This window comes from Mesorhizobium sp. P3_A8 (genome assembly GCF_056402995.1).
On sequence record NZ_JBFUGI010000011.1, the window covers coordinates 258,808 to 283,547 of the forward strand.

22 protein-coding genes are annotated in these 24,740 nt (G+C 62.5%); 8 read left to right on the forward strand and 14 right to left on the reverse strand.

Translation table 11 applies throughout. The annotated features are described in order from the left end of the window. Positions 1-7: 7 nt before the first annotated feature. A complete protein-coding gene (locus AC1DX4_RS25370) occupies positions 8-2,017 on the reverse strand; it encodes a CocE/NonD family hydrolase (RefSeq protein ID WP_477222909.1) in 2,010 nt (669 codons plus the stop codon). A gap of 148 nt (positions 2,018-2,165) precedes the next feature. On the opposite strand from AC1DX4_RS25370, the gene AC1DX4_RS25375 reads away from it, so the two are divergent. The 4 genes from AC1DX4_RS25375 to AC1DX4_RS25390 all read left to right on the forward strand — a co-directional run bounded on the left by AC1DX4_RS25375 (position 2,166) and on the right by AC1DX4_RS25390 (position 5,343). Beyond that, entirely contained in the window at positions 2,166-2,423 is a 258-nt protein-coding gene (locus tag AC1DX4_RS25375; RefSeq protein ID WP_477222910.1) for a hypothetical protein, read from the forward strand. A gap of 130 nt (positions 2,424-2,553) precedes the next feature. Then, positions 2,554-3,474, forward strand: coding sequence for a hypothetical protein (locus AC1DX4_RS25380; protein WP_477222911.1), 921 nt, complete (start codon positions 2,554-2,556; stop codon positions 3,472-3,474). 13 nt (positions 3,475-3,487) lie between these two features. Further along, the gene (locus AC1DX4_RS25385; RefSeq protein ID WP_477222912.1) at positions 3,488-3,802 is read left to right on the forward strand and encodes a hypothetical protein; all 315 of its coding nucleotides are present in this window, start codon (positions 3,488-3,490) and stop codon (positions 3,800-3,802) included. A 47-nt stretch (positions 3,803-3,849) separates the two neighbouring features. Continuing rightward, the gene (locus AC1DX4_RS25390; RefSeq protein WP_477222913.1) at positions 3,850-5,343 is read left to right on the forward strand and encodes a glycosyl hydrolase 108 family protein; all 1,494 of its coding nucleotides are present in this window, start codon (positions 3,850-3,852) and stop codon (positions 5,341-5,343) included. A gap of 125 nt (positions 5,344-5,468) precedes the next feature. Here AC1DX4_RS25390 and AC1DX4_RS25395 read toward each other — a convergent pair whose 3' ends face one another. The 5 genes from AC1DX4_RS25395 to AC1DX4_RS25415 all read right to left on the reverse strand — a co-directional run bounded on the left by AC1DX4_RS25395 (position 5,469) and on the right by AC1DX4_RS25415 (position 12,568). Then, positions 5,469-6,980 carry a S8 family serine peptidase gene (locus tag AC1DX4_RS25395; protein WP_477222914.1) on the reverse strand — a complete coding sequence of 504 codons (1,512 nt, stop codon included), beginning with the start codon at positions 6,978-6,980 and terminating at the stop codon, positions 5,469-5,471. 13 nt (positions 6,981-6,993) lie between these two features. Next, a complete protein-coding gene (locus tag AC1DX4_RS25400; RefSeq protein WP_477222915.1) occupies positions 6,994-7,938 on the reverse strand; it encodes a phosphatase PAP2 family protein in 945 nt (314 codons plus the stop codon). Further along, positions 7,935-9,782, reverse strand: a complete 1,848-nt coding sequence (locus tag AC1DX4_RS25405) for a hypothetical protein (RefSeq protein ID WP_477222916.1) — start codon at positions 9,780-9,782, stop codon at positions 7,935-7,937. The genes AC1DX4_RS25400 and AC1DX4_RS25405 overlap by 4 nt, the downstream gene beginning before the upstream one ends. Before the next feature lie 531 nt (positions 9,783-10,313). Further along, on the reverse strand, positions 10,314-11,591 hold the full coding sequence (locus tag AC1DX4_RS25410) for a D-tagatose-bisphosphate aldolase, class II, non-catalytic subunit (RefSeq protein ID WP_477222917.1): 1,278 nt from the start codon (positions 11,589-11,591) through the stop codon (positions 10,314-10,316). After that, positions 11,588-12,568: a tagatose kinase gene (locus tag AC1DX4_RS25415; protein ID WP_477222918.1), complete on the reverse strand. Its 981-nt coding sequence runs from the start codon at positions 12,566-12,568 to the stop codon at positions 11,588-11,590. Before AC1DX4_RS25415 ends, AC1DX4_RS25410 begins: the two co-directional genes overlap by 4 nt. A 306-nt stretch (positions 12,569-12,874) precedes the next feature. On the opposite strand from AC1DX4_RS25415, the gene AC1DX4_RS25420 reads away from it, so the two are divergent. The 4 genes from AC1DX4_RS25420 (at position 12,875) to AC1DX4_RS25435 (ending at position 17,486) form a co-directional block, all read left to right on the forward strand. Next, a complete protein-coding gene (locus tag AC1DX4_RS25420; RefSeq protein ID WP_477222919.1) occupies positions 12,875-14,194 on the forward strand; it encodes an ABC transporter substrate-binding protein in 1,320 nt (439 codons plus the stop codon). Between the two features lie 313 nt (positions 14,195-14,507). After that, positions 14,508-15,278 carry an L-iditol 2-dehydrogenase gene (locus AC1DX4_RS25425; protein ID WP_477222920.1) on the forward strand — a complete coding sequence of 257 codons (771 nt, stop codon included), beginning with the start codon at positions 14,508-14,510 and terminating at the stop codon, positions 15,276-15,278. 39 nt (positions 15,279-15,317) lie between these two features. After that, a complete protein-coding gene (locus AC1DX4_RS25430) occupies positions 15,318-16,331 on the forward strand; it encodes a zinc-dependent alcohol dehydrogenase family protein (RefSeq protein ID WP_477222921.1) in 1,014 nt (337 codons plus the stop codon). A 150-nt stretch (positions 16,332-16,481) separates the two neighbouring features. Beyond that, positions 16,482-17,486 (forward strand): LacI family DNA-binding transcriptional regulator, encoded by a 1,005-nt coding sequence (locus AC1DX4_RS25435; protein WP_477222955.1) that lies wholly within the window; start codon positions 16,482-16,484, stop codon positions 17,484-17,486. A 218-nt stretch (positions 17,487-17,704) separates the two neighbouring features. On the opposite strand, the gene AC1DX4_RS25440 is transcribed toward AC1DX4_RS25435, so the two are convergent. The 8 genes from AC1DX4_RS25440 to AC1DX4_RS25475 all read right to left on the reverse strand — a co-directional run bounded on the left by AC1DX4_RS25440 (position 17,705) and on the right by AC1DX4_RS25475 (position 24,720). Beyond that, entirely contained in the window at positions 17,705-18,253 is a 549-nt protein-coding gene (locus AC1DX4_RS25440; protein WP_477222922.1) for a flavin reductase family protein, read from the reverse strand. Between the two features lie 63 nt (positions 18,254-18,316). Beyond that, entirely contained in the window at positions 18,317-19,537 is a 1,221-nt protein-coding gene (locus AC1DX4_RS25445; protein ID WP_477222923.1) for an acyl-CoA dehydrogenase family protein, read from the reverse strand. Between the two features lie 25 nt (positions 19,538-19,562). Beyond that, the gene (locus AC1DX4_RS25450) at positions 19,563-20,351 is read right to left on the reverse strand and encodes an alpha/beta fold hydrolase (protein WP_477222924.1); all 789 of its coding nucleotides are present in this window, start codon (positions 20,349-20,351) and stop codon (positions 19,563-19,565) included. Between the two features lie 12 nt (positions 20,352-20,363). After that, positions 20,364-21,380 carry a zinc-dependent alcohol dehydrogenase gene (locus tag AC1DX4_RS25455; RefSeq protein WP_477222925.1) on the reverse strand — a complete coding sequence of 339 codons (1,017 nt, stop codon included), beginning with the start codon at positions 21,378-21,380 and terminating at the stop codon, positions 20,364-20,366. Next, entirely contained in the window at positions 21,377-22,420 is a 1,044-nt protein-coding gene (locus AC1DX4_RS25460; protein WP_477222926.1) for a branched-chain amino acid ABC transporter permease, read from the reverse strand. Before AC1DX4_RS25460 ends, AC1DX4_RS25455 begins: the two co-directional genes overlap by 4 nt. Continuing rightward, positions 22,417-23,280: a branched-chain amino acid ABC transporter permease gene (locus AC1DX4_RS25465; RefSeq protein ID WP_477222927.1), complete on the reverse strand. Its 864-nt coding sequence runs from the start codon at positions 23,278-23,280 to the stop codon at positions 22,417-22,419. The genes AC1DX4_RS25460 and AC1DX4_RS25465 overlap by 4 nt, the downstream gene beginning before the upstream one ends. Then, positions 23,267-23,995, reverse strand: a complete 729-nt coding sequence (locus tag AC1DX4_RS25470) for an ABC transporter ATP-binding protein (protein ID WP_477222928.1) — start codon at positions 23,993-23,995, stop codon at positions 23,267-23,269. Before AC1DX4_RS25470 ends, AC1DX4_RS25465 begins: the two co-directional genes overlap by 14 nt. Further along, the gene (locus AC1DX4_RS25475; protein ID WP_477222929.1) at positions 23,992-24,720 is read right to left on the reverse strand and encodes an ABC transporter ATP-binding protein; all 729 of its coding nucleotides are present in this window, start codon (positions 24,718-24,720) and stop codon (positions 23,992-23,994) included. The genes AC1DX4_RS25470 and AC1DX4_RS25475 overlap by 4 nt, the downstream gene beginning before the upstream one ends. Between the last annotated feature and the right edge of the window lie 20 nt (positions 24,721-24,740).

A 24,740-nucleotide genomic window follows, 5' to 3' on the forward strand; every position in this document is an offset into this window, starting at 1 on the left:
CCTTTCCTCAGGCGAAATCGCGCCTGATGCGCCGGGTTGCCGAGGCGCTGTGGACGAGCGTGCCCCGTTCTCGCGCCTCAAGCCGCCAACTCAGGTTGAAATGGGTTTCATCGGATGTCAGCTCGGTCATCGCGATTGCTTCGGTGTCGGCCTCGCCGCTGGCAATCGCCCAGCGATATTCGGTGACGAGTTTTGCCGACAGCGGATCGTCGGCACGGATGCTCATCGTATCGCTGTTGGCCGAGGAGACGGTGATGGCGCGATCGTCATAGCACCTGCGGCCGTGGTCGGAGGACAGCGCGATGGTCTGCATGCCAGAGCCGACATCCTCGGTTACGATGCGGCGATCAGAACCCTCGTCCAATGTCGTGGTCGGAACCGGCGGCGCGGTTTCGGCGGGCTCGAAGCGGACATCGCGGTCGCGAGCCGACGGCGGGCGCACCGGAAGCATCACCGTGCTGTCGCCGGTCGTGACCGACAGCGTCGACAGCTTCGGCTGTGGCCACAGGATCGGCCAATGCTGGTTGGCCAGCGACAGCCGGATGCGATGGCCCTTAGGCACAGTGCGGCCAAAATCGTTGAGTTTCAGCCGCACGCGGAAAGGCGTTCCGACCGGGCACGGGGTGGGATGCTCGTGGCTGTCGCGGTGGCTGAGATTGAGCACGCCGTAAGTCATCAGCGCCGAAGCGCCGTCGGGATAAACATCGCAGAGCCGGGCGGCGAGATTGACATGCGGCTGGTCGACAGTGACGAGCAGATCGAGCTCGGGTGCGCCCAGCAAGGTGATGTCATCGTCGAGCGGTTGCGTATCGAAGCACAGCGCCATGCCGTCCTCGCGGCGCTGGTCGATGGGCATGTCCGGACAGGAGCCGCCATAGCCGCCCCAGCGGCCGCAATCGCGCCCGGCGGTGGCGGGCGAACGTACTGAAAGCGTCGCTCCCGGTGCGGGTTCATTACTCAACCCGGCGGCATTCAGATGCAGAGCGCGGCGCTCGATGCGCGGCGACGGCCATTGATCCTCGGCAGCCCAGTTGCCTGCATGATTGGGCAGATAAAAAGGTTGCGGCCGCTCCTCGCCCGTCACCCAGACGCGGTAGAGCGGCTCATCCATGATGCCGGTGTCTTCGCCGCACAGCCAGTGACGCCACCAGCGCAGCGCCTCCTGCAGATAGCCGATCAACGGACCCGGCGCGCCGCGGCAGGGATAGGCATGCGACCATGGGCCGACAATGCCAAGCTTCGGTCCCGGCAAATGTTCGAGCAGGCGCGGCACGAAGTTCGAATAGCTGTCCTCCCAGCCGCAGACGGCCAAAACAGCGCATTCGATCGCCGCGTGATCCTCGCACACGGAACCCTGCCGCCAGTAATCGTCACGGCGCTGGTGCGCGAGCCACACTTCCGAAAGTGAGTTCGTCGCCGCGAGGCGGCTCATCCACATGGCGTGCCAGGCGTCGCCGACGATCTGCGGGTCGGGCGCCATCGCCTTCTTCACCAGCATGAAGTTCGACCACATCTCCTGCTCGGTCAGCAGCGCGCCGCCCATATAGTGGATGTCGTCGGCGTAGCGGTCGTCGGTGGCGCAGTTGGTGATGATGGCTTTCAAGGCCGGCGGCCGGCGCGCCGCGACCTGCAGCGCATTGAAGCCGCCCCATGAAATGCCGGTCATGCCGACATTGCCGTTGCACCAGGCCTGGGCTGCCAGATGGGCAATGATCTCGCAGGCGTCTTCCTGTTCGCGCGGCAGATATTCGTCGGCGAGGTCGCCGTCGGAATCGCCCGAGCCCCTGATGTCGATACGGGCGCAGGCAATGCCATGGCCGGCAAGCCAGGGGTGGATGTCGATGTCGCGGGCCACGGTGCCGTCACGGCGGCGATAAGGCACCATCTCGACGACGACAGGCACCTTGTCCACGGTGCGCGGACGCCACAGCGTCGCGGCAATGCGGGTGCCGTCGGCCAGCATGATCCACAGCGGATCGACGGTTTCGACGGCAAAGGGAAACTCGGTTCGTACCACGGCAGGTACCCGCAAATGCTCTTGTTGAACGTTCGTACAACAAGAGCATTTGTAGCGCAATCCCGCTTCGTATTTTTGACGCTGAATGCGAACCGTTCTTCGGCGACCGTGAGGCGCCGTTGAACTTTCTGGTCGGATGGAGGCCTATGTGGAGCTGCGCGCCAGCGTCCCCGGATTGCCGGAGACCAATTGTTGGCTGTCTAATTACAGGAGGCGGTCCTCGCGCAAAGCTCAAGGCTTCTCGTCCGGCGAAGGCCTTGGCTTCCTTGCCGTCGATGGCGACATCATTGTGCCCGAGCGAGGATTCAAACTGGATGCAGTCTCCAGGTCAGAGGATCATCTCGGTGCGCTGATTGCTTGCGCCGACATCAACCTCAAGCCGACGACAACCGCGCCGAACAGCTGACGCTGGATGCTTGGAACCGCACCCTTGCCGAGCGGACGTTGGCTCTGGTGAACCGCGCAACTTAAACTCCACAAAATCAGCCGCTTAGGGTGAAATCACGCCCATCTCACGCTTCTGCCGTGAAGTGTTCATGACATTTCAGGAGGAAGCGATGGGGACATTGACAGGCGATTCAACGGCAAGACGGTGCGGGGCGATCTTTCTTGGCGCGATGCTCTTTACAACTGGCTGCGCAAACTACCCGCAACAGGCGCGCATTGCTGCCTTCGGTGCTGCAGCTTCCGAAATCTCTGTCGCCGGCAAAGCCGCCTATGCAGCCAATCTTGATATCGCCAGGCAGCGGGCCGAAGAGGAAGGCGTCGTGGCCTATCTCGAAAAAAGCGCCACGTTCATGCCCGACTACAATGCGATCCCGGTTAACTCCCCGGCGCAATGGGGCGTGCGGCTGCGCATGATCGAAGCCATCGGCGAGTATGCCGAGGCGCTGTCGAAGACCGGCGAACCGGGAGCGGCCGAAAAGGCTGCGGCGAGCGGCAAGACTCTGGCTGCAAGCGTTCTGACCCTCTCGTCCGCGAGAGGCGCATCCATCCCGACTGCGGCGAACGCAGCGCCAAACCTCGTCGCGGGTTTCATCCGCCTGGGCGCGGATGCTGCACTCGCGGCACGCATGCGCACAGTCATGGTCCAGACCGACCCACAGCTTCGTCAGGCGGTCCAGTTGCTCAAAGCCGATTTCGAATTGCTGTCGACCGCCCCCGTGCGGAACGCGAAAGGCCTGACGATGGTCCGAAGCGATCTTCTGCAATTGCTGCGCGCGGATCGCCGTAACAGCTCAACGATTCTTCGTGCCGACTACGAAGAGGTGATCGCACGCGAGCGAAACACCAAGGCGCTGCTGGCGACGTTAAGCCGAATCCCCGACGCGTTGCAGAAACTCGCCGACGCACATCATGCACTCGTGACGTCGTCCGACAGCGATCGCGCCCTGGCCGATTTCCTTGCCGCGTCGGATGCGATCGTCGCCGCGCTTTCCATCCTGCACACCAACTGAGGAGTTTGTCGAAATGAACCTTTCCGAGGCACAGGCTGCGTTGCAGCAGGTCAGCGATGCACTGAGCACGGCTTGGGCGAACGAGCCAAGCGCGGCCCGCCGCTCCCGACTTCGCTCGCTGATCCTCAAGGTCGATGGCGAGCTCGTCGCCATCGCCGAACAAAAGCTCAAAAACGCGGCGGCCAAATATGTGCCGCTCGCGGGCAACTTCGATACCGCCATCAAGGACCTCAACTGGGTTCGCAATCAGGTCGACAGTTTCACGGTTTCTGCCACCCAGGCCGCGCAGATCATTGCCTGGGTGGCCTCGATCCTTCCGCTTCTGTGAAGCGCGCGCATTCGCAGCACGGGCAACAGCCCCAAACAATGAGGAGAATGGCAATGGCATTGACTTCAGCAGAAATGCGCAAGGCGTGGAAAGCCTACGAGGCCGCGCCTTCAAAGATGGAGCACACTTCGTTCGGAGGCGTTTCGTGTCTGGTCGCTCCGGAAACCAAGGAAACATGGCAGGCCCTCGACGCGATCCTCAAGGCGCACGGCTACGAGGTCCGCGCCGGCGACACCGGAACCTACGCCGACCGCAATATTGCAGGCACATCGCTGAAGAGCCTGCACGCCTATGGCGTGGCGCTCGACCTCAACTGGGACACCAATCCGGTCAACACCAAGCCAAAAAGCCCGGTCCGGTTCTCGTCCAAGGCCACGCAGGCTGCGCGCGCCAAGGATGTCAAAAATGATCTGGCCGACACAGACATGACCCGGCAGATGATTGACGACATTCTGGCCATTCGCACCAACGCCGGCATGCGGCCGCTGGAATGGGGGAACTGGAAGACAAAGATCGACACCATGCACTTCGAGATCGACGCCTCACCCGCCGATCTTGCGGCCGGCATCAACTGGGCGACCGTTCGCACCGACGGCGTCGCGACTCCGGCGGGCGGCGGGGCGGCGGCGGGCGGCATCGGCGAAACCGGAGACACAACCCCGCCTGCAATGTGGACGGACGCCTTCATCAAAGCGCACGTGCTCATCGAAAAATGGGAGGGTGGCTTCTCAAACCATCCAAGCGATCCCGGTGGCGCGACGAACTTCGGCATCACGCAGGCGGTCCTTTCGGACTGGCGCGGCCATCCGGTCAGCGTCGAGGATGTACGCAACCTGACGCGTGAGGAGGCTCGGCGGATTTTCTACGCCCGCTACTGGCGTCCGATGCGCCTCGACGAGATCCCCTATCCGGCGGCGCTGATGAGCTACAATTGCGGCGTCAATTCCGGCCCGAAGCGCGGCGGAATTTTTCTGCAACGCGCGCTCAACCGCCAAGGTGCGGCGCTTTCCGAGGATGGCGCGATCGGGGCCAAGACGATCGCTGCCGCGGACACCGCCGGGCAAGTCCGTCTCGTCAGCGATTTCTCGGCCATCTATGAGGAGTTTTATCGCAGCTTGTCGATCTGGCCGGTCTTCGGAAAAGGCTGGATGAACCGGCTGAACGATATCACCGCCGCGGCGAACGCGGCGGCCGGCGGCGAGAGCGTTCCTGTCGCGGCGCTTGGCATGGTTGCCAAACTCGCGCCTGACGCCGCCGGCATTGCCACAACCATTCCTGCCTCGAACCAAACCCCTGTCACGAAGGAAGAACCTGCCATGACTGCCATCGACGTCGCCTTGGGCGGTAAATACCTGGTTGGAAAGAAAACGCTGATCGCCGGCGCAGCCTACGCCGCGCTGACAGTCCTGCATCAGACATCGATGCTGACGATCGATCCCAAGATCTACGAGATGCTCGTGCAACTTATCGTGACCTATGGCGGGCTCTCGGCTCTGTCCAAATTCGAGCGGTCGAAGCCAGAAGTCGAGAAGCAAGGTTAGTCGGTCGCGCATCCTCCCAGCGGACTGGAAGAAAGGGCCCGGAGCGTTCGCTCCGGGCCCTTTCTCTATTGCCAAGTCGGACATTTCTCGCGAGCATCAGCAAAAGCTGCGAAAACGCCAATCCTTTATTTGACCGCTTTCACCGCGGCATCCACATCCACCAATCCGGCACCAAATGCCTGCTGGCGTGTCAAGGACCTTCCGTTGATGTGATCCGCTATCAGATTGCCGGTTGCGGGAGATGGCAGATGTTCCAAATCGAGATGCGGAAGCTTCATTGTCCGCGCTGTGGATTTCAAAAGGGCCTTGACCTCCAGGCCGTTCAGCCGGGCGTTCTGGTCCTTTGGATGCATTTTCTTCATCTTGCGCTGTATCAGAGCGGCCGCCCCTGCCACGATCGCGGATGCCGCGGATGTACCACCAAACTCAGTGAAATCGCCCGAGAACTGCGTATTGGAGAGATCCTTGTAGCCTAAGTTGCTTCCGCTGCCTTCGAAGCCGAACGGGCCTGGAATGTCGATGGCCATGATCGTTTGTTCGGCGAAGAGATTGGATTTGAGATCAAATTCAGGATCATTGTGAGAGACCTCATCGCCACTGACCGTCTCGGGCTGTTCGTGAAAGCCGTTTTGTTTGAGCGTTGCGACGTAGGGATAGTCCGGATAGGTCCGGTCGGTCTGGTCGAGGCGGTACTGGTCGACGTCAAATATTTCGCCGTCATCGCTCGGCGCACAGACCGTCAGATCTTCGTCGTATGAGCTGTACGATGACCGAATGCCGCGGAAGTTCATCGCCCCGACGGCAATCACGCCATTCGGACTCCACGCGGCGCCAGCCAGTGCGGCGGGCGCGATCAGCCGGCTTTCTGCATCATTGCCGGCCGCACAAATGATGGGGATCTTCCGCGACACCGCGAGGATGACTTCGCGAAGAATACGCCAGCCTGGCGCGCAGTTCGCACTCTTGTCGAGCAGATCGTCCGGCAATCCCCGTGGGAACAGGATGGCATCCGCCCCCTTCACCCATGCGAACAGAAAAGCAAGAATCAACGGCTCCGGCCGCGGTGCGAAAGACGTTGTCACCGAAATCAGCTTGCTGAATGGATCGACACCAAAATAAGCAGTCGGCGCCGGTGCTGGCTGTCCGCTCTTTTCGGGAACTGGCGTTCGTCCCACCACCAGCCCGGCGCACGATGTCCCGTGCGACGAGAAGTTCAGATTCGCCGTTTTTGGCGCACCTGAATCAAAGGGGGCGCAGTCCTTGTTGTCATCGAGAAAGCTCTTCAACTGGGCCATATCGGCATCATCAAGCGACACACCCAACTCGTCCAGTTTTGTGGGGAACTCGCTGAACGGCCCCGATGCCAGTCGGGCTGCCTTTTTTTCCACGACCTTGATCGGCATGCCGGTGAGATCCAGCACCTCATCTATAACTATTCTGTCCTTCAGATAGACATGGGCTGTGTCGACACCCGTGTCGATCAGCGCCACCTTGGCTGCCGGAGAGCCCTCCAACTGCTCCCAGATTGCGCTCGTGTAGTTTCCCGAAGGGTTCTTCGGATCAACCGAAAGAACCCCTATGGCATGCAAGTGCCAAAAAGCCCGATAGGCACGTACGGGCGCCCTAGTTTGTGTCATTTGAGTATCCCCCTCAATTCCATTCAGACTGCGCTTCGCGCATCAACTCGCTGCAGGCATCCACAAGGAAAGGCAGAAACCTTTCCGCCAGAAGCCTCCCGCCGGCGGTGTCGCTCTCATAGTGAAGGCCTGCCCATTCACGATTCTCCGCGACCCGCGCGGCGATGCGGTGCAATTCCTCGGTCGCCGGATGCTGCGGAAAGAAGCGCTCGAACACCAGCGCCAGCGAAGTACACTGGAAGGCATGATTGGATGGATAGGAAAGATGCGGCGGTACCGGCAGCATGGGCCGCAAAGTCGGATCGATCATGCTCGGCCTGGTGCGGCCATACATGTCCTTGTACTGCAGTCCGACATACTCGCAAATCTGAAGAATGGTGGAGAAAAGAGATTCTGTCGCCTCAAACCCGGCGACATTCTCAATATACAAAGGCCTGGTGAAATCTGAAAGATCGAGCGTATCTTGGCGCTCTATCTCCTCTCTTCTGTTCTTACGCTCATCGACATTATACTGCTTTGCCAAAAGATTTTCGATTTCAAGACGAGTCTGATCAGGGCCTGGAGGCATGGGGAGACCAACAACCTGCCAAAGGTAGAAACCGGCCTTGATGTCTGCTTCTGGCGCCATGTTCTTGACATCATGCAACCTTCGCAGCTCGCGATAGGGGGACAAGCCGAACGCCAGCTGTCCAACCTCGATATCGCCAGCTGCTTTGTTCTTGTTTTTGTTCTTGTTCTTGTTTTTGTTCTTATTTTTAGTTTTGTTTTTATTAAGAGAAATGGATCCAGATGCTCTAAATACTTCGTCGTGCGATAATAGTGACGATTCAGCAACAAAGGAAAAAATCTCCCCAGCACGTATCCACAATCCGCTGCGATTGAGTTCACCGAGAATTATCTTTCCAGGTCCGTCCTTCGCCGGGCCGACATCGATGGTGATTTCCTGTTCCTTGCTCATATGGCGACCTCCCTTATCCCTGCCTTCTTCAAACCCCGTAGAAAATAGTGCCCTGCCTGTGTATCGAGGCCCGGATACCGGGCGTCTCGCAGCGACTCGACAGAAAATGACGGCTCCACGGCCAGAAGCCGTTCGCGCGTTTGAGCCGCCTTCTGCCGTGCCCCCGAATGGCCGTAACTCGACGTAAGGAAGCGAAGCACCGAATTGAAATCCGGCCGAACATCGAGCACCGCCTCACCATGGCGGATTGCCAGATCATGCCGCCCAAGCAAGCTCGCCGTGATCAGGCACGATGTGTCGAAATAGTAGCGATAGAGGCTGTTGGCGCCGAGATGGCGCGCAAAGAGGGCGCATTGAAGCCCGGGTTGCGGCCGGCCGATATAGGCATGCAACACGGAGTAAAGATCCCAGGCAAGTGCTCGCCCTGGGTTGATGCGAATTGCTTGCTCGAACAACTCGGCGGCGCGCACATAGTTGCCGAAAAGGTAGCTATGCACATGACCGGCCAAGGCCAGAACGACAGAATTGCCGGGATCGCGCTCGAGAGCGCGTTCTATCAAATCTCTTGCTTCCTCGTGCAACGCAGTATCGTGCCGGACAAAACGCTGGCCGACCCTGAAAGTAATAAGAAAGGCCAGCCAGGCCGAGGCCAAGGCGCCATATCGGGTCGGGATCAGCCGCCTCAGGTCCTTCTCGGCGCGCGCAAGATCGCCAAGACCGAGCTCGAACATGTCCTGGACCGCCGAACGCATGGTGTCGGCGCCATCCTCCCCGAGCTTGCGGAGGCGGGCCACATTCTCTTTCTCCAGCCAGATCCGATCGATGCACTGCGCCAGGCCCGCGGCGAGATCGGCATCGCGTTCTTGGCGCACCGCGGATGTTGCCGCGTCGAAAACACGCAGCCAGAGCGTCTGTTCCTCGGCCACGTCGACCAAGGCAAGAGTGATGCGCGCAGTGTCGCGAACACGGCGCACGGAGCATCGCAGGCATAGCGAGTGCTGCACGTGAGCATCGCGAGAAGCGAGCAGCGTAATGCCGTTTTTCCGCCGATCAAGGAAATCGCGAAAGCCGTCCTCAACCAATCCAGCCACAATCCTGTCGACGATGACGTCGGCCAGCATGTCTTCTTCGCGATCGAGACCGGACACAATGACGGGATCAATCCGGAGACCGAATCTGGCTGGAGCCCGCTCCTCCAGCCTGCCCACCTCGGCGCCGGCTTCCTTCAGCGGCTCGCTTTTTTGCCAGCGACTGCGCTCAAGTGTCAGCCATTCCTCAAATTCAGGATCGGCAATGTCGATCCCTTCAAGAAAGTTCTCAATTACAGGAGCAGCGTCTGAAGAGCCTTCGAAGATACATTTATCGAGGTCAATTTCGATGACAAAATTGTCGATCTTCAGCACGTCGGAGTAAGCAGGCGTGAGAGCCTTGCGGATTTCCTTCAGCGACTGGCGAAGACTCGTTTGACCCTGAGGCCGCGACTTTTCACTCCAGAGGTGATCGATCAACCAGCTGCGGGAACGCCGCCCGCCGTCCGCCACCATCACCATTGCCAGAATCGCGCGAGCCTTCTGGGTGGGAGGGGTAAGATCCCGACCATCCAGCCCACGAACCTGCATTGGTCCAAAAAGCCTGACCCGCAACATGGGTCTACCCAACCCTGACAAGTGCCCAAACGGAACATAATCATGATTCAAATATAAATAATAGTCTTTGTTACCTAAGCGGCGTCCGTATTTGGTTTCCGACTTTTCCGATACGGTTTTATCGGATGAGGCGGAATAATAAAATACTTTCAAACTCTGCGGCTCAATCGGGTGAAAGTTATTTTTGTTGCGAGACAACGAGTTTCCTCGGACGCATTCCAGTGCCGTAACAACCGGATCTTCGTGCTCCAAGTCCAGCGCAGCGTGACACATCCGGCCCTGCACAACATCAGCGCAGGTTGGAGCGTCACTTGGCGCGACAAATGGCAAATCGTCCTCCCTGGTTGCACCCGTCTGAGGTTGCCTCTTCAGAAACAGTTCGGAGGCTCCGCTCGCGTTTTCCGAAACTGACGCGCTGGCGTGATAGGGGCGTGAAATGAGATATCTTTGCCGGCCGAACTCTATGCCCGGCTGCTGCTGGCCAGATAAAATCGGGCAACAACAAGCAACAAAGACACAAATCCGCCCTCGGTGGCATTCGCGACCGCGCAGGAGCCCAAGGAATTGTCCTGGATCGACGGCGCCACCCAGGTCGCCCTTTACGACCGGGCTAACCGCGCCGGAGGAGGCCGGCAGGTATAGCTGGTCAGGAAGCCCCTCGCTTCCTGATGCCTGGCTGCGGCGACCAGTGAGCGCAGCAAGCCTGTGGCGAGCGACGATGCGACGGGTTCAGGCGATGCGGCAAGCGGCGTCGTAGTCGGCCAGCACCTGGCCGATCGCTGCGTGAAAAATGGCCTCGGGATTGCCAGCCGGTCCAAGCCCGGACGGCAGCGTCGGCAGGAATTGCCGCATCAGCGTTTCGGGAATGGCAACGCCGGCAAGTGCCTCACGCAGGCGGCCGACGGCAACGCTGGCCGTTGGATTGCTCCAATAATAGCGGATGCGGTCGCTGTAGCTGTAGTGGCGCTGCAGGTAGCGATCGGCTTCATTGCCGTGATAGTGGCCGTGCCAATGGCCCGGAGCGGCCAGCATCACGCGTTCCATCGTGCGGGCAAGCGACCTGTCGCCATAGTCCGCGATCATTTCGGACGCGATCAGGTCGAGCCCGTAAAGCGCCTCGCGCAACGCAAAGGTCAGGCCTGGACCCACTTTAAGGATCGGAAAGCCGTTGCCGACAAGGGCGGTGAGCGCCGCGCGGCTCTGGTAGTCGGTGGAATGCGCCTCGTAGACGAGCGACGGTTCCTCGTCGAGCAAACCGGTCAGCGGCTTCGATGCCTCGGGTCTGTAGGCGACGACGTTCTGGCTGCCGAACTCGACGCCCGGCTGCACCACCACGGCGATGACGCGGCCAAATGCTTCCGTCAGCCCTTCCCTGGCAAAGATCTCGCGATGCACCTCGATCGTGCGCCGCGCCGCCGCCGCCTCGGTGGGCTTCAGGTCGCTGATCGCGTGATCGACGCCACCGGGAGCTGGAACCTCGGTGCCGATAATGTAGACCGGCAAGGCGCCACTCGTGGCGCGTGCCGCCTTTTCGGCCGCCTTGGCCAGCCGCGCGGCCCGTGTCGCGATGGTCTCGTCGTCCAGGGCCGCCGGCTCGCCGGCACAACCCATCGATGCGTCGAGATGGATCTTGCTAAAGCCGGCCCAGACATAGGCAGTGACCATGGCCTCGGCCTTGCTCATCGCTTGTGCTGCCGGCTCCGTGCGCCACGGGTTCGGTCCCAGATGATCGCCGCCGAAGATGATGCGTTGGGGGTCGAGTCCCTCCTTGCCGGCAATCTCGAGCACGAAAGCGATGAACAAATCCGGGCTCATCCCGGTGTAGCCGCCGAACTGGTTGACCTGATTGCAGGTCGCCTCGATCAGCAGGCTGCTTTCCTTGTCCCTGACGGCGCGCCGGATGGCCGTCTGGATCACCAGCGGATGGGCCGAGCAGATCGAGGTGATGCCGTAGGGCGACCCGTTTCTGCGCGCGGTGGCAAGGCCTGCGAGCGGGTTGGTCGTCATGTCGCCCTCTGCGTCCCGGTGATGAAGCCGTCCAGCACATCGAAGCCGGCGGTGCCTTCCATGGGTCCGCGCCGCGTGACGTTGCGGGCGCCGGCGGCATTGGCATAAAACAGCGCCTTGGCCGGCTCCATGCCCTTGCGCCGGCAGGTGAGATAGGTCGCGCCGAAACAGTCGCCGGCGCCGGTCGGGTCGACTTCCTCGACCCGGAAACCGGCGCAGTCGATCCTGGCGCCGTCGGCGCCGAACCAGGACGAGCCGGCGGCCCCGCGCTTCAGCACGATCTCGCCGACGCCCCTGGCAAACAACGCCTTCACCGCCTGGCCTTCGTCATCGACCCCGGCGGCTGCAAGCAATTCGTCGCCGGACGGCAACAACAGATCGGCATCGTCGACCAGCGCTGAAAATTGCGCGCCGTCGGCGCCGTCGATCAACTCCTTGCGCATATTCGGATCGAAAGAGGTCGAGCCGCCACGCGCCCGCACCGATTTCAAGGCATAGGCGACGATCTCCTTCAGCCCGGCCACCGACAAGGTCGAGCCCATGACATGCAGATGGCCGGCCCTGTCCGCCAATTCGCGCGCCGCGTCGGTGAGACGGATTTGCCCGGCGGCGGATTCGGCGATGTTGTAGACGAAGTCCCTGCCGCCGTCGGGCCTGTAGCGCACGAACGCGCTTCCCGTGGGGTAGCGGTCGCTGACCGACACCGCCGAGACGTCGACGCCGTCACGTCTCAGCCTTTCCAGGTTGATCGTTCCAAAATCGTCGCGGCCGACGCAGCCGATGAGCCCGGCGCCGCCGCCCAGCCTAGCCACCTGGTCGATGAAGATGGCCGGCGCGCCGCTCGGATATGGCCCGACCAGCGCCAGCGGTTCGAGGAACCCCAGGCCGCGGTCCGTCGCCATGATCTCGACCAGGATTTCGCCGGCCGTGATCGTCGGCCCCGCGGCTTCGGAGGCGATCTCCCTTCGGCGGCTCATTGCTGCAATTCCTTCTCTCCCCAGCCGGAACGGATGCCGTCGCAGTCACCCCAGCCCCACGATAGCGCTTGACGGTAGCCGAGGTAAATCGCGGCAAGTGCGAAGTCAACAGAAACTGCACGCATGTACATTTATTTTGCTGCGCATGCGGCCTTCCTAGACATGCCAAATCAGGAATATCAACTCGCCTGGTGACGGCATGGTGCCGAAATCAAGCGTGGCTGCCTTGACTCGGCTTTCCCATAGCGCAATAAAATGTATACGCATGTCCACTTACACATGCGCATTCGTAAAGGAGGAGACGAAATGCCTATCGGTAAGCGTATCGGAATTCTTGGCCTGTCGGCCGCTGTTTCGGCACTGGCGGCAAATGCCGCCCTGTCCGAGGAGATCACGGTTGCGACAGTCAACAATGGCGACATGATCATCATGCAGAAGCTGTCGCCCGAATGGGAGAAGGCGACAGGAAACAAGGTGAACTGGGTGGTGCTCGAGGAGAACGTGCTGCGCGAGCGGGTCACCACCGACATCGCCACAAAGGGCGGCCAGTTCGACGTGATGACGATCGGCGGCTATGAGACGCCGATCTGGGGTAAGAGCGGCTGGCTGACATCGCTCAACGATCTCGGCGACGATTATGACTATGACGACCTGATCGCGCCGGTGCGCAGCGGCCTGACGGTCGACGGCAAGCTCTATGCCGTGCCCTTCTACGCCGAAAGCTCGTTCACACTCTACCGCAAGGATCTGTTCGACGCCGCCGGCCTGAAGATGCCGGAGCAGCCGACCTATGACCAGATCACGGAATTCGCCGACAAGCTCACCGACAAGTCGAAGGAGCAATACGGCCTGTGCCTGCGCGGCAAGCCGGGCTGGGGCGAGAACATGGCCTTCGTCGGCACGCTGGTGAACACGTTCGGCGGCCGCTGGTTCGACATGGACTGGAAGCCGCAGCTCAATTCGGATGCGTGGAAGAAGGCGATCGGCTGGTATGTCGATACGATGAAGAAGGATGGACCTCCGGGAATAAGCTCCAACGGCTTCAACGAGAACCAGACCTTGTTCGCCTCCGGCCATTGCGCCATGTGGATCGACGCCACGTCCGCCGCGGGCCGCGTCTATGATCCCAAGCAAAGCAAGGTCGCCGACAAGGTCGGCTTCGCCAAGGCGCCGGTGGCGGTCACGCCGAACGGTTCGGCCTGGGGCTGGGCATGGAGCCTCGCCATCCCGACCTCGACCAAGAAGGCCGATGTGGCAAAATCCTTCGTCAAATGGGCGACCTCGAAAGCCTATGTCCAGCGCGTCGGCGAGACCGAAGGCTGGGTCGCGGCACCTCCGGGAACGCGCAAGTCGACCTATGCCAGCGCCGACTACCAGAAGGCGGCGCCCTTCGCCGCGACGGTGCTTGCAGCGATCGAATCCGCCGACCCGACCAAGCAGACCAAGGATCCGGTCCCCTATACCGGCATCCAATTCGTCGCCATCCCTGAATTCCAGGGCATCGGAACCGAGGTTGGTCAGGCGATCGCTGCCGCGGTGACCGGCCAGCAGTCGGTGGATGATGCGCTCAATGGCGCCCAGTCCTCCGTAGAGAAGACGATGACGGAAGCGGGCTACATCAAATAGCGGGCTCGAGCCACACAACCAGACCAGGGGGCGGAACGTGCGCCGCCTCCTGGCGATCCCGGCCTGTCATACCTCCCGTTGCAGCGGGCCGGGAGGATGCACGGATCCGCCGAGGCAACTCCAGGAAAGCTGCGGTGCGGTTTTCCCTCCGGAATTGCGTGAGCAATCGGCAGGTCCGTGCGTTCCTCGCAGCAATCTGGCGAAAAGCGTGTAACGGTTTTCCCACAGGAATTGCCTGAGAAGACGCCGCCACGCATCCGCCGGCAGGCGCCAAATATCGTTTTCGAACAGTCGGGAAAGGCTGGAACCGGATATGAAACTGAAGAGCAAGACGGCCTTGATCACCGGCGGCGCGCGCGGCATTGGCCTCGGCTTCGCGCAAGCTTTCGCGCGCGAAGGCGCCAGCGTGGTGATTGCCGATATCGATATCGACCGCGCGACGCGGGCGGCAGCGGCGATCGGCGCGGCGGCCAGCGCAGTCAAACTCGATGTCACCGACCTCGAGGCGATCGAGAGCGTCGCCGCCGAGGTCGATCGTGCATCCGGCGGCATCGATATCCTGGTCAACAACGCCGCCATTTTCGACATGGCACCGATCACCGACATCACCGAAGCGAGCTACGACAGGGTCTTCGACATCAATCTCAAGGGGCCGCTGTTCATGATGAAGGCGGTGGCCAATCTGATGATCAAGCGCGGCCGCGGCGGCAAGATCATCAACATGGCAAGCCAGGCCGGCCGCCGCGGCGAGGCGCTGGTGACGCTTTATTGCGCCTCCAAGGCAGCGATCATCTCGGCGACGCAGTCGGCCGCGCTGGCGCTGGTCAAGCATGGCATCAACGTCAACGCCATCGCGCCCGGCGTCGTCGACGGCGAACACTGGGAGGTCGTCGACGCCCACTTCGCCCGCTGGGAGGGCTTGAAGCCCGGCGAGAAGAAGGCCGCGGTGGCCAAGTCGGTGCCAATCGGCCGCTTCGCGAACCCCGAGGATATTGCCGGGCTTGCCGTGTTCCTTGCCTCGTCCGACAGCGACTACATCCTGGCGCAAACCTATAATGTCGATGGCGGCAACTGGATGGGCTGACGCACTGCAAACCAAGCTGCCGGGACAAGGGAGACTGCAATGAAGGCTATCCGATTTACCGCTGCGGGCGTCGCCGGCATGGCGGATCTGGAGCTGCCAAAGGTCAAGCCTGGACACGCTTTGGTGCGCGTCCGCGCCGCCGGCCTTTGCCATACCGACATCGAGGTGCTGCATGGCCGCTACGGCGAAGGTGCGTTTCCCCTGGTCCCCGGCCACGAATATGCTGGCACGGTCGAGGCGGTCGCCGACGATGTCACCACCGTCAAGCCGGGCGACAGGGTTGCCGTCGATCCCAACATACCGTGCGGCCACTGCGCCGCCTGCCGGAAGGGCCTGACCAATCTGTGCGCCAGCCTGAAGGCCTACGGCGTCACCGAAAATGGCGGCTTCGCGGAATTCAGCGTGGTTGCCGTCGACCATCTGCATGGGATCGGCGATCTCGCCTTCGATACGGCGGCCCTTGCCGAGCCGCTCGCCTGTGTCCTCAATGGTCTCAGTGCCGCAGGCGTCGAGGCCGGCAGGAGCATACCGGGCAATGCGCTGGTCTTCGGCGCCGGGCCGATCGGCCTGCTTCTGGCGCTGTCGCTCAAGGCCAAGGGCGTGGCAAGCGTGGCGGTCGCCGACATCAGCGAACAGCGCCTGGCCTTCGCCGAAGCGCTCGGGCTGGAACCGCTGGTGTCCGGATCGCAGGCGCTGTCGACGCGGGCGCGCGGCTTCGATTTCGTCGCCGACGCCACCGGCGTCGCCAAGGTGGTCGAAGGCATGATCGGCTTCACCGCCGATGGCGGCACGGCCCTGGTCTTCGGCGTCTGCGCGCCCGATGCCAGGATCTCGGTCGCCCCGTTCGAAATCTTCCGCCGGCAGATCAGGCTGGCGGGTTCGCATTCGTTGAACCGCAACATCCCGCAGGCGCTCGAGATCCTCAAACGCGACGACGGCACGATGGCGCGGCTTGTCAGCCATCAGTTGCCGCTGTCGCAATTGCTGCCGTTCTTTGCCAAGAGCAGCGGCGACCCAACGACGATGAAGGTGCAGTTTTCCGCGCAAGCGTAGACTCAGGGCTATGCGGCTTCCCCTTGCGGGCCGATCGTTTGCGCAGCCGGGAGAAAAACCCTCCGGCTTTGCGCAAATAGGTGACTCACGTAGAAGGTCGATACGGCGGGTTCAAACAGGGGGCCATGGATGGCGAAGACGATAAGAACGATGGAGGATTTTTCCGCCTTTGTCGGTCTGTCCCGCACGACGGTTTCCAAATATTTCAACGATCCCGGTTCGGTGAGGCAAAACACGCGCAGCGCGATCGAGGCCGCGCTGAAGAAGTCCGACTTCCGACCGAGCATGTTCGCCGTCAATCTCAATCGCCGCCGCAGCAACATACTGGGCGTCATCATCCCGAATTCGACGGATCCGTTCTACATGGCGCTGACGCGCCGCATCGAGACGATCGCCAATGAAGCCGGCTTCCTGGCGTTCGTGCTCTCCTCCGACGGGCGCCCCGAAATGGAAGACCAGGCGATCCAGACGTTCCGATCGATGAACATCGCCGGCGCCATCATCGCGCCGCTCGGCGTGCAGTCTCACCACAGGATCCTGGCCGAACTCGGATCGAGCATCCCGCTGATCTATGTCGACTCGCCGCTTGACGAGACCTCCTCGTTCGTCGGCACCGACAACAGGCAGAGCTTCAGGCTCATCGTCGACTATCTCTGCAGGTCCGGCGAGCCCCCCTGCTACTTCGCCATGCCGCTCGTCAACAACAACGCCTCGGCACGCCAGGACGCCTATGTCGAGGCCATGCAGCAGTTCAAGATGACGCCTGAAATCGTGCCCGTCGCCGACATCAGATCGTGGGATTTTGAAAAATTCGGCTTTGACGAAGCGCTTCGCATCCTGCAGGCGCAAGGTTTCCCGACGAAGACGGTGCTTTGCGCCAACGACCGTGTTGCCTTCGGCGTGATCGGCGCCGCGTTCCAGCTCGGCCTGAAGGTCGGCCATGGCGCGGATTGCGACCTGCGGGTTGCTGGACACGACGACCATCCATTGTCGCGCTATGCCTGCCCACCGATTACGACGGTCGCGCAGAACTACAACGAGATCGGCCGCCTGGCCATCGAGCTGCTGCTGTTGCGGCTGGATGAAAAGGCGGCGAAGCGCGAAAGCGGACGCATTCTGCTCAACGCCGAACTGATGCTGCGAAGCTCAGCCTGAATTTGCACAGGATGCGCATCTGGCGCCCGGTCCGCTGAAATCGACCGCATGGCGAGCGTCTTCAAGCATGGCTTCTCAACCTAAGCGTTTTTTCGAATGCTGCGGAACGCGATTCGCGTAGAGCAATTCCAGGAAAAGTGTGAGCGGTTTTCCGTCAAGAATTGCGTCAAAACAAAGAGTTAGAGCGGTTCACCGTTTCCATGAAACGGTGAAACGCTCTAGAGAAAACGTGACGACTCCAGAAGCTCGGCCACGCCGTCCAGTTCCTTGTGCAGGCGATGCCAGCGGCGGTCGAGATAGACAAGCGAATGCGCCTCCGGAGGGACCTCGTCCGGCTGGACCTCGCCGTCCAGAAGCTCGGCCGCGACCAGCGTCGCGCCCTCGATCGGCAGGATGCCGAGCCGGCGGGCGCGGAACCAGGTCGAAACGCCGGTATAGCGCGGTTCACCGGTGGGCAGGCGCGCCCAGGCGCCCCCTGGCGGGAAGCGGTCCGCGCCGCTCGACGCGCAGAGCTGCGCCAGGTCGATGTCAGTGAAGCGGAGCAGGTGGATCACCATGGTCTCGGCGCGCAGCATGGGCTCGGACGATGTCGATTTCATCGAAAGGGAGAAGGCGACGACCGGCGGCGCGGCGCTCACCGAGATCAGTGAGGACACGGTCATCGCCACCGGTCTGTCGCCTGGATCGGCCGTGATGACGGCAACACCGGCCGGATGGTGGCGAAAGGCTTCGCGAAAGGCGTTGGTCATCGGATGCGGCAAGCTCATCGACATATCTCTTCTGCAGCTTGAAAAAGGGGCCGGACGGCGTCCGCTGTCCGGCCCTTGCGACTATTTCTTCTCGATCAGGTCGTAGAACTGCCAGACGCGGTGGCTCCAGATGCCGCCGATGTCGCGGCCGGCCGAGGTGACGATCGACGGCGCGATCGTAAAGTGGTTGGCGGCCACCATCATGTCGCGGAAGGTGCGCTGGATCACACCGGCGCGCAGCGAGGCGCCGCCGCCAGCCCGGTAGGCGAAGTTGCAGATATCGACGCCCGCCTCATGAATCTCGGACTTGGCCAGATGGACAAGGCTGATCTGCCGCGTCGATACGCTGTTGCCGGCCTCGACCGTCGCCTCGACGTCGCGCCAGACTTCGAAGACAAAGGCGCGTGCCGCGCGATAGCGGGCCTCTGCACGGCCGTAGTCATGCCAGAATTTCTCGCTCTCGCCGATCAACCCGGCGCGGCCCGATTTCGTGCGGGCGAACTTGGCGATCTCGTCCAGCATCCGCCGCCCGGCGCCGAGCGCCCAGCCGGTATGGCCGATGGCGGCGAGGCCCACGACACCGAGACTGAAGAACTCCTTCTGGCGCAGCGGCGGCGCGGTCAAGATCGGGAAGACGAGATCATCGGCAATGAAGACGTCCTCGGCCGCGTAGTCGATGCTGCCGGTGCCACAAAGACCCAGCACGTCCCAATTGCCGAGTTGCTTGTGCTCGGAGATCGGTGCATGGGCGCACATGACGATCACGTTGCCGTTCTCGTCCTTGGCGGGCTTGCCGGTGCCATCATCGACGAAGGCGGCACTGTGGCTGTAGGTGGCGTGGCTGAAACCGCTGCCATAGCTCCACTTGCCGTTCAGCCTGTAGCCGCCGTCGACCTTCTTCAGCATGCCGAGCGGTGCGCCCTGCCCCGAGAACCGGTTGTCGGTGCCCGGCGCGAAAAGCCGCGCGACCGCGCTGTCCGGCAGGAAGGCCGCCGACATCGCACCGATGCAGCAATGTACCATGGAAACCCAGCCGGCCGCTCCAGAATGCCAGGTGATCGCCTCGATTAGTTCGAGGCCCTGGGTGGGGCGCAGTTGCGCGCCGCCAAGGCTCTCGGCGGCGAAGATATGCGACATCCGCAGCGGCTTCAGCGCTGCGAACGTGGCCGAAGTCAGTTCACCGCTCTCTTCGTCGGCGGCGGCATTGGCTTCCAGGATCGGCCCGATCTCCGCGATCTGCTTCAAGAGATCGCGATGGTCGGCGGTCGTCCCCCACGAGCCGTGCTTGATGGGTTTGTTCATGATCTTCCTCCTCTTTGAAATCGGTTCAGCCGGCGAGGAAATCGCCGATCTTGGCCAAGGTTTCGGGTTTTTCCTGCATGACGAAGTGGCCGGCGTCCTCGACCAGGATCAGCCGCGCGTCGGGCAGTGCCTCGGTCCATAGCGGCGCCTGGCTGGCGGGCAGCAGGCGGTCCTTGGTGCCCCAGACGACCAGTGTCGGATTGGCGATGCGCGCCATGAAGCGACGCAGATTTGGGTGGCCCATGCCGAAGGGGGCCAGCAGGCGGCCCAACGTCTCGCCTTCGCGGGCGCGATCGGCGCCAAAGGCTTCCGCAAAGGCCGGGTCCGACCCATCGGGGAAATAGCGCAGCGCCACCGGGACGTCATGCGCAAGGTAGGCCGGCAACTCTTGCGGCGCGACCGCGCCGAGATCGGTGGCCGGATGCGCGGGATCGTTGAGCCCCGCGGGGGCGACCAGCACCACCCTGTCGAAACGCTCGCGCGCCAGGCCGGCGAGCTCGGTCGCCATCCAGCCGCCCATGGAAAAGCCCATCAGATGAGGCTTCTCCGGCAGATCCAGAACATCGAGCAGGTTCAGATAGTGCAGAACCACGTCGGACATCGCAGCCACATGCGGTGCCGTGCCTGAAAAACCGAAGCCCGGATGGCTCGGGCAGAGCACACGGAAGCGGTCGGCGAGGCCTTCGGCAAAGCCGAAACCTTCAAGCGTCGAGGCGCCGTGCAGGAACAGCACCGGCTTGCCCTCACCGATGGCCTTCACCACCGTCTTGGTGCCACCGACATCGTGTTCGAGCGTTTCGAACTCAACGGCCATTTTCATTCCTCCTCAGACAAGGTCCGGCTGGATCAAGACTTTGCATTGCGTCGTACGGTGGCGAAGACTCTCGAAAACCTGCGGAAGCGGTGAGAGATCGATCCGATCGGTGATCAGCGCCTGGGGCGCGAAAGGTCCGCCGCGCAAGGCATCAAGCGCGACGTCGAATTCGTTGCGTTGATGGAAGAAGACCGAGAACAACAGGTTCACTTCCTTCATCAGCGCCATGAACGGGTCCCATTCGTCACCACCGATGCACAGGCCGACGCCAACCACCGTGCCCTGCAGGCGCACAGCATCAACCGCCGCGCCGATGAGGCCGCGTTTGCCGACGCATTCGAAGACGATATCGGGTGCTCCGCCGCAAAGATCGGCGAGGTTCTCGGCCAGCTTTTCGCCCGAAAGCGCGAAGCCTGTCGCGCCGAGAGCGAGCGCCCGTTCGCGCTGATGGGCGTGGATGTCGGCGACGACCACGCGCGACGCCCCCATCCGCCGAGCCCAGAAGGCAACGAGCAGGCCGATCGGTCCGGCACCCAGGATGGCAACCCGGTCTCCCGGCTTCATGCCCGAGCGGATGACGCAATGCAGCGCAACCGAAAGCGGCTCGGCCAACGCACCATCCTCGAGCGCCACGTCGTCGGGCAAGATATGGCACTGGCGCGCCGCGACGCTCACATATTGTGCATAGCCGCCGCCGATCAGCACGATTTCGGGACAGCGCCCCGGATCGCCTCGCCCGCAGGCCTCGCAGTGTCCACAGCCGCGCATCGGCACGACGGCCACGCGGTCGCCAATCCGCAGGCCGGTCACTTTCGATCCGATCGCGACGATGTCGCCCGCGAATTCGTGACCGAGCACAAAACCTGTCCCGATGCCGAAGGGCACCGGATCCTCGGTGATGTGCAGGTCGCTGCCGCAGATGCCGCAAGCGGCGACATGCAAGACGACCTCGTCTGGTGCCGGCGCCGGGTCTGGTACCGTTGCGATCCGCAAGGGGATGCCGACCCTATCGAAGATAGCTGCTTTCATGGAACTCTCCCTATCAGCGGGCTTGGATCGACGAGTTTGCGCCGGATCGGAAACCAGGGCGCATCCCATCGTTTCGAGATCAGGCCCCAGATGCCGGTGCGGGCGTAGAGCGCCACAAGCAGTGTCATCAGACCGAGGACGACGAAATAGCTTGCGCCGTATTCACCGAACCAGCGGTCCGCGATGAAGAAAATCAGGGATCCGATCAGAACGCCCTCGATGGAGCCGATCCCGCCGACCATGACGATGAAGATCGCCACGTTCGCCCACATCGGATCGAAGGCCGAACCCGGGGTGATGCGCAGCTGCGCCATGAAATAGATCGCGCCCGCAAGCCCGCAGCCGACCGCCGACGCGACGTAGATCAGGAAGCGCAGCTTCACGACATTCACACCCTGGCTGGCAGCCGCGACCGGATTGTCTCGCATGGCGATCAGCGCGAGACCGAAGCGCGAGCGAAGCAGCCAGTAGCTGCCACCTAGCGTGATCAGCAGCATCCCCGCGCAGAGCAGCGACATGGCGACATTCCGCTCGAAGGCCGAATAGTCCTTCATCACCCGCAACGACATGCCCGCGCCGGAATTGACCAGCGGCAGGTTCGAGGCGGTCAGCCGGAAAACCTCGGCCACCACCCATGTGCCGATCGAGAAATAGGGGCCATCCAGGCGATGAAGCAGCAGATAGATCGGCACGGCCAGCGCGGCAGGCACAAGCAGCGAAAGGAAGATCGCCACGAACGGATTGACGCCATAGGTCTGCGCCAGCACGAAAAGCGCATAGCCGGCCGCGCCCATGAAGGCGTGCTGGCCCACCGAGACGAGGCCGGCATAGCCGGCGAGCAGGTTCCACATCTGCGCGACGGCGATATAGCAGCACAGCACCAGAACCGACCGGATCGTGCCGGTCGAGGCCCACAACGGCATGGCAGCGACGCCGATCAGCGCCAGCACCGCCAGCGTCATCGCGATGCGACCCGACCGCGTCTGGCGCTGGACCATGACCTCGGGCACGTCAGTTGCGGCATAGAGGATTGCGCTCATGACAGTGCCTTTCCAAACAGACCCCGCGGACGCGTCGCCAACACGATCAGGAAGACGATATGTCCGGCGAGCACGCCGAAGCCCGGATCGATGCGGAAGCCGATGGCCTGCGAGATGCCGAGCACCATCGAGCCGGCGAAGGCGCCCCACACCGTACCCATGCCGCCGATGATCACCGCCTCGAAGGCGTAGATCAGCTGAGCGGGTCCATCGGCCGGCGCAACGGTCGACCGCAACGCCTGGAAGACGGCTGCAAAGCCGAGGATGCCGACCGCCGCCGCTGTCGCCATCGCATAGACGGCGCGGGGGTTGATGCCGGTCATCGCCGCCGCCTCGACATCGGCCGACGCCGCGCGGAGCGCCCGACCGAAGCGCGTGCGCTTCAGCATCAGGTCGAGGCCCCAGGTCAGACCCGTGGCGACCGCGAGCACGATCAGCGGCAGGAGGCCGACATAGATACCGCCGATCTCGATGGATTGGCTCTCGATCCCATGGCCAGGCAGTGACCGGCTGTTCGCGGACCATATCTGGAGCATCAGGTTCTGCAGCGCGATCGACAGTCCGAAGGTCGCGATCAGCGAAGGCAGCGGATCGCTGCCCACCACACGGTTCAGCACGGCCTTCTGCAGCACCCAGCCCATCAGCACCGCCAGCGGCACCAGCACGATCAGCACCGGCAGCGGTCCCAGGTCCCAGGCCGTGGCGATCGAGATGCCGATCAGCGACAGCAGGATCACCAGATCGCCATGGCTGATGTTGACGATCCGCATGACGCCGAACATCAGCGCCATGCCGAGTGCATACTGGGCATACATGCCGCCCAGCAGGACCCCCTGCACCAAGGCGTCAAACCACTCCATGGCCCGCTCCAAAATAGGCTTTGCCAATCTGCTCGCGCGTGATCTCGGCGGACCTGCCGGTCAGGGTCACGCGCCCCTCCAGCATGCAGTAGAGACGGTCCGAGGCGGACCGGGCGAGGCCCACATCCTGTTCGACCACGATCATCGCCGTGCCGGTGGCGCGGATTTCGGGCAAGGCGGCATAGATCTCGCGGATCACCTTGGGCGCGAGCCCGAGGCTGATCTCGTCGCAGAGCAGGACGCGCGGCTGGCAGAGCAGAGCGCGGCCGATTGCCACCATCTGCTGCTGCCCGCCCGAGAGGCTCTGCACCTGCGTGCGGGCCTTTTCCCTAAGGATCGGGAACAGCTGGTGCAGCCGCGCCAGTGTCCATCCACCCTTCGCGCCCATGCGCGCGGCCTGATCGATGGCGACGCGCAGATTGTCCTCGACCGACATGCCGGTGAAGAGGCGGCGACCCTCCGGCACGATGGCGACGCCCTTGCGCACCATGCGGTCGGTCGCGGTGCCGCCGACCGGCTCGCCGTGCAGCAGCACCATCTCTCGCGCGACCGGGAGCAGGCCCATGATCGAACGCAGGAGGGTGGATTTGCCTGCCCCATTGGCGCCAATCAGCGCCACGGCCTCGCCCTCATGCAGCTCGGTGTCGACGCCATAGAGCGCCTGGAAGTCACCATAGCGGGCGAGGAGCCCGTGGGTGGAAAGAACGGCCGTCATGCCTCGATCCCCATGTAGACGCGCTGGACCTCGGGCAGCGCAATCACCTCGGCGGGCACCCCTTCCGCGATCTTCTCGCCGAAGTTCAGCACCAACAGGCGGTCGGCCACCGCCAGCAGCGCGTGCAGCACATGCTCGATCCACACGATCGTGATGCCGCGGTCGCGGATGCGGCGCACCAGCGCCACCAATGCCTTCGATTCATCGTCGGTCAGCCCACCCGCAATCTCGTCCAGAAGCAGTAGCTTCGGATCCGAGGCCAGCGCGCGCGCCAGTTCCAGCCGTTTGCGGTCGAGCAGCGTCAGCGCGCCGGCTGAGACATTGGCCTTGTCGGAAAGTTCGCAATCGCGCAGGACCTGGGCGCAGAAGGCATAGCTCTTCTTCTCGGACCGGCCGCCGCCGAAAGCAGCGGCGACCAGCAGGTTCTCGAAGGTGGTCATGCCGGAATAGGGGCGCGGGATCTGATAGGTCCGCCCAATCCCCATCTGGCAGCGCCGGAAGGGCGGTTCGCCGCGAAGCGCCGTGTCGCCGAGTTGGATCTCACCACCCGACGCCTTCAAATCGCCGCTGATCATGTTGAACAGCGTCGTTTTTCCGGCGCCGTTCGGGCCGAGGATGCCCAGCACCTCACCCCGATGGACGTCGAAACTCACTTCATGCAGGACGCGGACGGCGCCGAAGGACTTCGACACGCCGCGCGCTTTCAGCAGGATCTCTCTATCCATAACTCCGCCGTCCCGGCTCA

Excerpts from the sequence above, each read along its gene's own strand:
- AC1DX4_RS25430 (WP_477222921.1), top strand. The coding sequence starts at position 15,318 with ATGAAGGCTATCCGATTTACCGCTGCGGGCGTCGCCGGCATGGCGGAT.
- AC1DX4_RS25390 (WP_477222913.1), top strand. The coding sequence starts at position 3,850 with ATGGCAATGGCATTGACTTCAGCAGAAATGCGCAAGGCGTGGAAAGCC.
- AC1DX4_RS25475 (WP_477222929.1), bottom strand. The coding sequence starts at position 24,720 with ATGGATAGAGAGATCCTGCTGAAAGCGCGCGGCGTGTCGAAGTCCTTC.
- AC1DX4_RS25425 (WP_477222920.1), top strand. The coding sequence starts at position 14,508 with ATGAAACTGAAGAGCAAGACGGCCTTGATCACCGGCGGCGCGCGCGGC.
- AC1DX4_RS25460 (WP_477222926.1), bottom strand. The coding sequence starts at position 22,420 with ATGAGCGCAATCCTCTATGCCGCAACTGACGTGCCCGAGGTCATGGTC.
- AC1DX4_RS25450 (WP_477222924.1), bottom strand. The coding sequence starts at position 20,351 with ATGGCCGTTGAGTTCGAAACGCTCGAACACGATGTCGGTGGCACCAAG.
- AC1DX4_RS25395 (WP_477222914.1), bottom strand. The coding sequence starts at position 6,980 with ATGACACAAACTAGGGCGCCCGTACGTGCCTATCGGGCTTTTTGGCAC.
- AC1DX4_RS25400 (WP_477222915.1), bottom strand. The coding sequence starts at position 7,938 with ATGAGCAAGGAACAGGAAATCACCATCGATGTCGGCCCGGCGAAGGAC.
- AC1DX4_RS25465 (WP_477222927.1), bottom strand. The coding sequence starts at position 23,280 with ATGGAGTGGTTTGACGCCTTGGTGCAGGGGGTCCTGCTGGGCGGCATG.
- AC1DX4_RS25455 (WP_477222925.1), bottom strand. The coding sequence starts at position 21,380 with ATGAAAGCAGCTATCTTCGATAGGGTCGGCATCCCCTTGCGGATCGCA.
- AC1DX4_RS25380 (WP_477222911.1), top strand. The coding sequence starts at position 2,554 with ATGACATTTCAGGAGGAAGCGATGGGGACATTGACAGGCGATTCAACG.
- AC1DX4_RS25440 (WP_477222922.1), bottom strand. The coding sequence starts at position 18,253 with ATGAGCTTGCCGCATCCGATGACCAACGCCTTTCGCGAAGCCTTTCGC.
- AC1DX4_RS25415 (WP_477222918.1), bottom strand. The coding sequence starts at position 12,568 with ATGAGCCGCCGAAGGGAGATCGCCTCCGAAGCCGCGGGGCCGACGATC.
- AC1DX4_RS25435 (WP_477222955.1), top strand. The coding sequence starts at position 16,482 with ATGGAGGATTTTTCCGCCTTTGTCGGTCTGTCCCGCACGACGGTTTCC.
- AC1DX4_RS25445 (WP_477222923.1), bottom strand. The coding sequence starts at position 19,537 with ATGAACAAACCCATCAAGCACGGCTCGTGGGGGACGACCGCCGACCAT.
- AC1DX4_RS25385 (WP_477222912.1), top strand. The coding sequence starts at position 3,488 with ATGAACCTTTCCGAGGCACAGGCTGCGTTGCAGCAGGTCAGCGATGCA.
- AC1DX4_RS25410 (WP_477222917.1), bottom strand. The coding sequence starts at position 11,591 with ATGACGACCAACCCGCTCGCAGGCCTTGCCACCGCGCGCAGAAACGGG.
- AC1DX4_RS25470 (WP_477222928.1), bottom strand. The coding sequence starts at position 23,995 with ATGACGGCCGTTCTTTCCACCCACGGGCTCCTCGCCCGCTATGGTGAC.
- AC1DX4_RS25420 (WP_477222919.1), top strand. The coding sequence starts at position 12,875 with ATGCCTATCGGTAAGCGTATCGGAATTCTTGGCCTGTCGGCCGCTGTT.